The organism is Streptomyces atratus (assembly GCF_900119365.1).
GTDB classification, from domain to species: domain Bacteria; phylum Actinomycetota; class Actinomycetes; order Streptomycetales; family Streptomycetaceae; genus Streptomyces; species Streptomyces atratus_B.
This window is the reverse complement of record NZ_FPJO01000071.1, coordinates 1-8,950: the sequence shown is the minus strand read 5'-3', so window position 1 is coordinate 8,950 and position 8,950 is coordinate 1. Positions and strand designations below refer to the sequence as shown.

7 protein-coding genes and 6 pseudogenes are annotated in these 8,950 nt (G+C 67.9%); 6 read left to right on the top strand and 7 right to left on the bottom strand.

The window, feature by feature from the left end; all coding sequences use genetic code 11:
• The 4 genes and pseudogenes from BT364_RS44675 to BT364_RS38500 all read right to left on the bottom strand — a co-directional run.
• A pseudogene (locus BT364_RS44675) lies at nucleotides 1–128 on the bottom strand (IS630 family transposase); the annotation flags it as partial.
• A 105-nt stretch (nucleotides 129–233) separates the two neighbouring features.
• Nucleotides 234–320 (bottom strand): annotated as a pseudogene (locus BT364_RS44670) (hypothetical protein); the annotation flags it as partial.
• Nucleotides 302–568, bottom strand: coding sequence for a helix-turn-helix domain-containing protein (locus BT364_RS40805; protein ID WP_072489769.1), 267 nt, complete (start codon nucleotides 566–568; stop codon nucleotides 302–304). The gene BT364_RS40805 and the pseudogene BT364_RS44670, both read right to left, overlap by 19 nt.
• A gap of 98 nt (nucleotides 569–666) precedes the next feature.
• A pseudogene (locus tag BT364_RS38500) lies at nucleotides 667–1,474 on the bottom strand (transposase family protein).
• A 151-nt stretch (nucleotides 1,475–1,625) separates the two neighbouring features.
• Between BT364_RS38500 and BT364_RS38490 the strand changes: the two are divergent.
• Nucleotides 1,626–2,045, top strand: coding sequence for a hypothetical protein (locus BT364_RS38490; RefSeq protein ID WP_072489768.1), 420 nt, complete (start codon nucleotides 1,626–1,628; stop codon nucleotides 2,043–2,045).
• Here BT364_RS38490 and BT364_RS38485 read toward each other — a convergent pair.
• Nucleotides 1,993–2,612 (bottom strand): annotated as a pseudogene (locus BT364_RS38485) (transposase family protein). The gene BT364_RS38490 and the pseudogene BT364_RS38485 sit on opposite strands and share 53 nt — an antisense overlap.
• Before the next feature lie 210 nt (nucleotides 2,613–2,822).
• A complete protein-coding gene (locus BT364_RS42190; protein ID WP_072489767.1) occupies nucleotides 2,823–3,068 on the bottom strand; it encodes a hypothetical protein in 246 nt (81 codons plus the stop codon).
• A gap of 856 nt (nucleotides 3,069–3,924) precedes the next feature.
• Between BT364_RS42190 and BT364_RS38475 the strand changes: the two genes are divergently transcribed.
• From BT364_RS38475 to BT364_RS38465, 3 genes and pseudogenes are all read left to right on the top strand, one after another.
• The gene (locus BT364_RS38475; protein ID WP_072489766.1) at nucleotides 3,925–4,962 is read left to right on the top strand and encodes a hypothetical protein; all 1,038 of its coding nucleotides are present in this window, start codon (nucleotides 3,925–3,927) and stop codon (nucleotides 4,960–4,962) included.
• Between the two features lie 194 nt (nucleotides 4,963–5,156).
• Nucleotides 5,157–5,368: pseudogene (locus tag BT364_RS38470) on the top strand (helix-turn-helix domain-containing protein); the annotation flags it as partial.
• Between the two features lie 356 nt (nucleotides 5,369–5,724).
• Nucleotides 5,725–5,937, top strand: a complete 213-nt coding sequence (locus tag BT364_RS38465) for a hypothetical protein (protein WP_072489765.1) — start codon at nucleotides 5,725–5,727, stop codon at nucleotides 5,935–5,937.
• Between the two features lie 54 nt (nucleotides 5,938–5,991).
• On the opposite strand, the pseudogene BT364_RS38460 reads toward BT364_RS38465, so the two are convergent.
• Nucleotides 5,992–6,798 (bottom strand): annotated as a pseudogene (locus BT364_RS38460) (IS5 family transposase); the annotation flags it as partial.
• A 136-nt stretch (nucleotides 6,799–6,934) separates the two neighbouring features.
• On the opposite strand from BT364_RS38460, the gene istA reads away from it, so the two are divergent.
• Nucleotides 6,935–8,350 carry an IS21 family transposase gene (gene istA, locus BT364_RS38455; RefSeq protein WP_072489770.1) on the top strand — a complete coding sequence of 472 codons (1,416 nt, stop codon included), beginning with the start codon at nucleotides 6,935–6,937 and terminating at the stop codon, nucleotides 8,348–8,350.
• Nucleotides 8,347–8,950, top strand: a 604-nt coding sequence (gene istB, locus BT364_RS38450) for an IS21-like element helper ATPase IstB (RefSeq protein WP_072489764.1), incomplete at its 3' end; no start/stop codon positions are given. The genes istA and istB, both read left to right, overlap by 4 nt.

The window sequence follows — 8,950 nt, the reverse complement described above, 5'->3', positions numbered from 1 at the left end:
GGCTGGGTCCGGTCCAGCGCCTGTATCTGCGTCTTCTCGTCGATGGACAGCACCACCGCGCCGCCGGGCGGGGCCAGGTAGAGGCCGACGACATCGGCGACCTTGTCCGCGAACGCGGGATCCTTCGAAATCTTGGAGGTGCCGTTCCGGTGCGGCTTGAGATTCTCCTCCCGCCAGACACGGGCAATGTAGTGCCAGGACACCGAGATGCCCTCGCGTCGCCTCAAGTGACCGGCCAGCGTCCGGGTGGACCAGTGCGACAGCCCCGAATCCGCCGGCGGGGTCATCTTCGTCAACGCGATCACGCGGCCCCGCGTCCGCGGGGCACCTGATCGCGTCCGCGGCCGGGTTTCCGGGAGGCCAGTTGGGCGATACCGCCCGCGAGGTAACGGACCTTGGCGCGGTCCACCGTATTCGGTGCGACTCCGGCGAGTTCTGCGATGTCCTTACGTCGCCGCCCCTCGGCCGCCCACAGCACCAGGCGGGCCCGCAGGACGACATCGGCAGGGGCGTGACGGCTGCCCGCCAACTCCCGCAGCTCATCAATCTGTTCGGAGGAGAGATTCACACCGGGCCAACGAAGCGATGGACCATCAAGTTCCAACGACAAAATCACGAGACACTAGGGACTTGGTAGATCCCCGCCGCCAGGTTACTGAACCTCTTTCATCCTGAATAGTTGCAGGTCAGCAGGGTGTGGACGGCTCGGACGATGCGGCTGATGCGCCGGGTCGAGCAATGTGCTCTGCGCATGATGCGCCAGGACTTGCGCTATGCGAAGGCCCCTTCGCCCGGGGCTCGGAGTCGGGCGTGGTCTCGGTTGAACTGCTGGTAGTGGGCGAGCTGTTCGCTGTGTCGGTAGTACGGGGTGCAGACAATGGCGCCGGCGCCCTGGTAGGCGCGGTCGGCCAGGATGAGGATCTGCCGGGTCAGGCAGGCCTGGACGATGCCGTGGGCACGGGCCGCGGTCAGGTCGTGGGTGCGGCCCGGCGTTGCGCGGGAGAACCAGAGTGGTGTGCCGTCGGAGCGGGCGATGACCTGCACATTCATGCCGTGCTTCTTGTGCTTCTGCGAGTAGCACGGCTGGTCGGCGCGGACACGGTCGGTGGGAATCAGGGTGCCGTCGACGATGACATGGTCGCCCCTCGCCCAGACCGACCAGAGCTTCATGCAGACCTGGCGCCCAGGCGGCAAGGGCGTCCACAGCCTCGTCCACGTAACGCCAGGCGGTGGCCTGCGATATCCCGAAACCGACACCGAGCTGCGAGAACGTCTCGTTCTTGCGCAGGTGGACCAGCGTGAGCAGTGCCTGGTCGAAGCAGCCGAGCTTGCGCCAGCGGATGTTGCGGGTCCGACGGTGCTCGTACAGCAGCCAGGCAACATGATCGACGAGCTCATACGAGACGTCGAGCATGGCTCGATACGGAACCAACAGGGCCCCTTCGGTCGCGGGTGTGCTGAGTGGAATCACCACGCCAACGACGAGGGGCCCTGCCCCGCCACCACACCCGCTGACCAACCCATTTCACCCTCCAGCACAGGATGAAAGAGGTTCAGTGAGCCCATTCCAACTTCTGGCGGCAGCCGATCGTCGCTGTGTCACGGACATCTGGTAGACCCTGGCTATGACGTTCTTGGCGGTGGTCGAGGGTGATGCGGGCGGATGGCGCATCGATCGGGGTGCGCTGACAGACGCGATCCGTGCCCGGTGGTCTGAGGTCGAGATCGACTCGATGCACCGCAGCGAAGTGCGCAGCCTCATATGGCAGTTCGAGACGGGGAGCGGCCCAGGTGAGGCGTATCTGCACGAGGACGGTACCTGCCTGTACATGGACGTCTGGGCGGAAGACGCGATCTGGTTGGCGATCGTCTTCCGCAGGCTGGTAGCCATGGACCTTGACCTGGTGTTTTGCGATGAGGATTACACCTTCGACGTTCGTCTGCGGGCTGGGACGACCGAGGCCGAATTGACGGACCTGGTGACTGCTGCTCTCAGCCCGTGGCAGCGAGATGGAGGACCAGGACGGCTTGGACGAGGCTCGTGATCCGGGTCGTCGAGCAACGGAGTTTGCGGAGGAGGCGCCAGGACTTGAGGGTGGCGATGGCCTGCTCGACCAGTGCGCGGATCTTTGCGTGGGACCGGTTGACGGCCTGCTGGCCGGTGGAGAGGCTGTCCCATCGGCCGCGGTAAGGGAGACGGACCGTGCCGCCTGCGCCTGGCAGGCCTTGTCTGCCCAGCAGGTGATGCTGGCCTCGGCAAGTGCCTCGATGATGCTGTGCTCGCGCGCTGCCCGGACGTCGTGGACGGCGTCGGCCAAGGCTGGTGAAGCCCACATCAGACGCCCCTTCGGATCGGCTATGACCTGCACGTTCATGCCGTGCTTCTTGTGTTTGCCCGAGTAGAACGGGCGATCGACGGCGATTCGGTCGATGGGCAGGAGCGTCCCGTCCAGGATCACGTACGCCTTCGTCGACGCCGCTCGTACGGCTTCGGTGAGGGTGGGGGCGAGGGCGGCCAGGAGGTTGACGGCCTCAGTGATGTATCGGTAGGCGGTGGTCGTGCCGATCCCGAATCCGGCCGCGAGCTGGGCGTAGGGCTGGCCGTTGCGCAGGTGGGCGACGGTGAGCAGGGCCTGTCGGCCTGCGTTCAGGCGCCGCCATCGGGATCCGAGGGCGCGGCGGTGTTCCCTCAGGCGGGCGGCGAGGAAGCGCAGGGCAGAGCTGGACACGTCGATGCCGGACGGGTAGACAAGCATGCGAAGCCCCTGGTGGAGACGGTTCTCTTGGTCGAAAACCCATCTACCAGGGGCTTCATCTGTCTGTCATCCCAACTGCCCAGCTGGCACGAGAGGTTGGAAAGAGCTCAATGCCGTGGAGCGCGCGGCGGTCTGAGGTGTGTGGGCGTAGCGGCGGGCGGCGAGGCCGTGGTCGAGGTCGATTCCGATTTCGTTGCAGAACGGGGCGAGGACGTCGGCGGCCTCGCGGTCGGAGCGGTAGGCGGGGGCGACTTCGAGCATCAGCTCGCCGATCGCGTATGTGCGGGCGGCGAGGCCGTCGCAGCCTGGCACGGGCGGCGAGCGCGGGGTCCGCCGGCGGTTCGTCCGGAGGCGAGGGCGGAGCAGTGTGGACGGCTTGGCGGACCACCGCGTGCACGGCAGCCGGGTCAAGGGCCGGAAGGCCGCTGTGAACGACCATGCAGAGGCGGTGGGCGCAATCCATCACGGCGACGTCGCCGGAACAGGTGGAGACGGCCATCAGGGCACGCTGGGACAAGCCGTAGTCGAGCACGGCCGTAGTCGTCACGTCGGTGTCCCGCATGCGGGACACCTGCGGCCACGGCGGCCTGGATGGCGCCCAGGGCCAGGGCGACGTCGAACAGCCGGAACGCCCGCGACCGGCTGGCGCCGGGCCCACCCCTCTTGGAGCTCCCACCCCGCTGACCACGTATTCCTCACTCCGTGACCAGCCAATCCTCATTGCTTGTCCAGCACCAGCGCCCGGCCGTCACTGCTCAACACCCCATAGAAACAACCGGGTCGGCCCGCACTACAGCGCCCAAGACCGGACACCGAACTGAGAACCATCCCGGACACGGAAGCGAGAACTCCCACTCTGGAGTGCAGCAGTCAGTCTGGCAACAGGGTGAAGTGCCCGGTAGATGTGTTTTCGACCAAGAGAACCCCCGTCTGCGGATACCGCCCGCAGCCGCCCCTCTTCTTCCGCCAGCCCGGCACGCCTCCCGCCCCCCGCAGACATCAGTCGCCTGGCCCGAGCAGCGCAAGGTCCGGAGCCGGTGGAAGGCGTTCTACACATACCAAACGAGGCGAAAAGCGTCGCGGAATCCGGTTTGGACCGTGCGGACGCCGCCCTCTCAATTGACTCACTCTCCTTCGGAAACAGCCTCAGTTCCGGGATCATGTGTGCATGTCACCTACAGATTTAGCGAGTGCCGTCGTCGCCGCCCTTGCCTCGGGTGCCGCGTCCGGTGCCGGCACCGCTGCCGGCACCGCTGCCTTCACCCGCCTCGCAGAGCTCGTGCGCAGTCGCCTCGGTCGCTCGGATGAGGGGCGCGGGGCACTCGGCCTGTGGGACGCGGAACCCGGATCGGAGCAGGCGGCGGAGGCGGTGCGGGCACGCCTGACCGTGGAGCTGGAGGGGGATCCCGGTCTCGCCGAGCAGTTGCGGGCCGCGCTGCAGCCCGGGCCTCCACCGGTTCCGACGCACCCGCCGGCGATTATCCAGCGTGTCCACATCGGCGGCGACGCCAACCGTGCCACCATCAACGTTGGGCCGCTGCACCTGAAGAAGACCACGGGCGTGGTGGCGACCCTCGCTGTCATCGGCGTGGTGTTGGCCCTGCTGGTCGCACTGGGCCTCCGCAGTGTGGTGCAGTTGCTCGGCGACGACGAAGGTGAGCGCAAGGTGGCTCCCCTCTCCGAGTTGGCCACCGTCAAGAGCGTCCTCCCCGACAGCGACAGCCTGCCGGCCGAGTTCAAGAGCCAGGGCGATCCGGTGGTGACCACGGGGGAACAGGGCTGTCAGCCCGAATGTGAGGGGCTTCTGTTCACTGCCAGGACGACCATGGGGCGCGAGAGACCGCAGAAGACGGCCGTGCTCTACGTTGCGGCCTACGACAGCGCCCTGCGCGCTGCCCAAGGGTTCGAGCAGATTCGTAGGGATTTGACCGACTCGTCGGAGAAGGCCCTCATCTCGTTCCCGTCCATGGGCGACACCAGTACCGCCTACCAGTTCACCCCCGGCAAGAACGTCCTCAACGAGGACGACGAATCCATCGAGGAGGCCGAAGCAGGGGCCCTTGTCGGAACGGTCGTCGTCTTCGTCCGCTACACAACCGCGGTAGGCGACCTGGAGCCGTCGCTCACCGCACTCGGACGGATGATGGCGGACCGGGCACAGCAAGCGCAGAACGGGAGCAGCCCCTCTGCCACCGCGTCCTTCTGATGCCTGCGAGGTGCCGGTGCTCCCCTGGTCGGCCCTCCAGAGGAGCCCAGCCCTGACCGCTCTCAGCGGCCTGGATGAATGAGCCTTTTCCGAGCTGGTGGTGATGGCCGCGAGTTGGACGGGCCTGCGCAACGACGAAGCTCCTGGTAGACGGGTTCTCGACCAAGATCACCCGTGTCTGCCAGAAGCTTCGCGTGCTTGTCTACCCGTCGGCGATTGATCTGTCCAGCCGCACCCTGCGGTTCCAGACCGAACGGCTGAAGGCCAGCCGGCAGGAGATCGGTACGCGTTGGCGGCGCCTCCCGCGGAGCGTCAGGCTCTGCTCGCCCTGGCTCACCTGCGGTGCGGTGACACCTACGCCCAGCTGGCCGCCGGGTTCGGCGTCGGGATCGCGACTGCCTACCGCTAGCTGCACGGCCGCCGAGCGGGCCCGTCAGGTCGCCCGCACCACCAGGCTGCGCCAGCTGCGGGCGCGCCTGACAGGCGCCTTGCCCGGCCATGCGCGGCTTCGGCCCGCGGATGAGGCATGGGAGGAACTGCACCGCACCGGCCGTGTGGCGCGGGTCCTGCAGCACCCCGCGCCCGAACAACTGCTCAGGACCGAGGCCGAGGTACTGCGGCTTCTGCCCCCGCAGGGACGCGTCGACCGCCGGATGCTAGGCCTTCCGAGCAGCTGGTGACCCGCACGGACTGGACGCGGGCACCGACCTGGCCGGACTGGTCCTGGCCGAAGCCGCAGCCACCGGGCTCACCACCCCCGGAATGCCGCCCCGCGCGGCATGGGACATTCTCGGCGTCGACCTCGACCGCCTGGGCGGAGGACTGCTCAGCCTCGGCGTCCATCCCGACGGCTGGCTTCTGCCCGCACGGTTCCCCCTTGTCCTGCCCCCTGCCACCCTCACCGACGTCACCTGGAGCGCTCCACCGCATGCGGGCTGCTGGGTGTTCGTGACCGAGAACCTGGCCCGTCGCTGACCGGGCCCGGATAGCACCGAAGGCATGGTTGCCTGCAAGGTGCGACGCCGGTGTTCAGGGACAGCGGTGGGGCCGGTGGCTCCAGCGGTGTGTGGTCCACGCTCGGCGTATCAGACTCCGTACAGTGATGGTGGCGTCGGCGAGATCGAAGAACGCGTTGATCACGGTGGCCCGGCGCTCGTAGCAGCGGGCGAGGCGCTGGAAGGCGTTCTGCCAGGCGTGGGTGCGCTCCACGTGCCACCTCTGACTCGCCTGGATCGGAGCCTTCTCGCCTTTGTGCGCGATCCGGCCGCGCAGGCCACGTTCGGCAAGCAGGGCGCGGGTCTTGGCCGAGTCGTAGCCGGCATCCAGGTGCACGGTGATGTCGTCGGGCAGCGGTCCGAGGTCGTCCAGCAGGTCCAGGGTCGGGGCGAGCAGCGCGGAGTCGTGGCGGTTGGCTCCGGCCAGGACGCGGCCCAGCGGAATGCCGTAGCCATCCGTCATGCCCGAGCGTTTCAGGCCCTGTTTGCCACGGTCGACCGGGGAACGCCCGGCCACCTCACCGCCACCTGGTGCTTTGGTGATGGAGCCGTCGACGGCGATCCGGTCGAGGAGGAGGCCGGCAATCCGGTCGTAAGCGTCGAGCGCGATCCGCCTGAGCTCGGCGAAGACGCCCAGCCGGATCCACTCGTCGCGACGGTTGCGGATCGTGGTGGCCGAGCAGGTCGTGTCCGCGATCGCCTGGTAGGAGCAGCCGAACCGCAAGAGCTGCAGCATTTTGTCGAAGACGATCCGGTCGCTGATGCGCGGGCGGTGACAGCCGAGTGGATGGGTCGGCACGTAGATCGATCGCTCGGGCAACAGGGCAGCGAACTGGTCCCAGTGTCGGCGTACGGGCTCTGGTGCAGAGGTGCGTACGGGTTGATCTGCAGAGGTGCTCCGGCGTGTCTGGCTGGGGGCCGGAGTGGTGAGAGGAGTCTGTCGCTGACGTTGTGCGGCGATGAGGGAGGCCCGGGGCATGCTGCTGGAACCGGAGCGGTGGCTGGAGTTGCGGCGCTTTCGGTCTCTGTATGAGGCGGGCGCGAGCATCTCGGAGATCGCCCGGGAGACCGGCCTGAACTGGCGCACGGTCAAGAAGTACCTGGAGAGCGACGGGCCGCCCGAGCCTCCGGCTCCGGCGCCGCGGTCGGATCTGGGCAACCAGGTGATCAAGCCATGGGCGCATGTGATCGATGCCTGGCTGCGGGCCGAGGTGCTGCTGAAAGCCGCGGTGATCCATGAGCGTCTCGTCGAGCAGTACGGCTTTCCGCACCACTACCAACGCGTCAAGATGTATGTGCAGCAGGCCCGCCCCAGGATCGCGGAGGAGCTCGGATACACCCCGCGGGAGCTGGCCCGCCTCCACCGTCGTTTCGAGGTGGTGCCCGGCGCTCAGGCCCAGGTCGACTGGGGTGACGAGGGCGGCATTCTGGCCCATGTCGGGATCCCGAAGGTCTACTCCTTCCACATGGTCCTGTCCTACTCCCGGGATCCGTTCTGCTGTTTCACCACCAGCCAGAACCTGGCGACGTTCTGGGAGTGCCACCGCCGGGCGTTCGCGCATTACGGCGGAGTGCCCGGCGTGATCGTCTACGACCGGACCAAGACCGTGGTCCGCCGCCATGTCGCACCCGGCGAGGCGGTCCCGCTGCATCCGGAGGCCGTCGCATTCGCCGGGCACTACGACTTCGACATCGACGTGCTGGCCGCCTACCGGCCCACCGGCAAGGGCCGGGTCGAACGCCAGGTGACCATCGTCCGTGATCACGTGCTGGCCGGCCGGGCCTTCTCCGGGCTGGATGACCTGGACGGGGCGTTCATGGCCTGGGTCCCCCAGCGCCGGGCCCGAACCCACCGCACCCACGGCGAAGTGATCGGCGTGCGAGCCACACGAGATCACGCCGCGCTGCGGCCGCTGCCGGCCCGCCCCTACATCGTCGCCGACCGATTCTTGCGGCACGTCGGCAAGGACTGCCTGGTCGCTTTCGACGCCAACCTCTACTCCGTGCCCGCCATCAAGGTCCGCCACCGACAGTTGGTCGAGGTCAGGGCCTCGGCGGCCACGGTCGCACTGCACTCCACCGTGCCCGACGCCCAGGGCATCACGCTGCTGGCCGTCCATCCGCGCGCGGTCGGCCGCGGCGCCCGCATCGTGGACGAAGCGCACTGGCAGGGCCTGCCCGACGGACACACCCGCGCCACCACCACCGATCCCGGCACGCCCGCGGTCAGGCCGGCCCGCACGGACACCGAGCCCGGCGGGCTTGTTTCCCTGCTGGCCCGGGCCAGAGCCGCGCAAGTCCACGTCGGCACCCGGCCGCTGGCGCTCTACGACCAGATCACCGGCACCCACCCCTTCACCCCCGCCCCCATCGACCCCAAGGACATGCGTTGAGCGAGCTGGTCACCGCCCGGATCCGCGCCACCGCCACCAAGCTCGGCCTGCCCCATCTGACCCAGTCGCTGGCCGAGTACGTCGGGCGGGCCGATGCCGGTCAGATGGCCTACCTCGACTTCCTCGACCTGGTCCTGGAAGAAGAACTCGCCGTTCGTGAAGAGCGCCGCTTCCGCCATGCCCTGCGGGTCTCCCGGCTTCCGCACTACAAGACGATCGAGGAGTACGACTTCTCCTACCAGCCCGAACTCGACCCCAGGAAGGTCAAGGACCTGGCCACCCTCGCGTTCGTCGAGGCCAGGGCCAATGTTGCTCTGCTGGGCCCGCCGGGAGTAGGGAAAACACACCTCGCGGTCGCCCTGGCGGTCGCCGCCTGCCGGGCCGGCTACACGATCTACTTCACGACCCTCGACGACATGGTCCGCCAGCTCAAAGCCGCCGACTCCATCGGCCGCCTGGCCAGCAAACTCCGCACCTACCTACGGCCCAACGTCCTCGTGGTCGATGAGGTCGGATACCTCCCACTGGAACGTGACGAGGCGAACCTCGTCTTCCAGATGCTCTCCAAGCGCTACGAAAAGGGCTCCACCTTGCTGACCT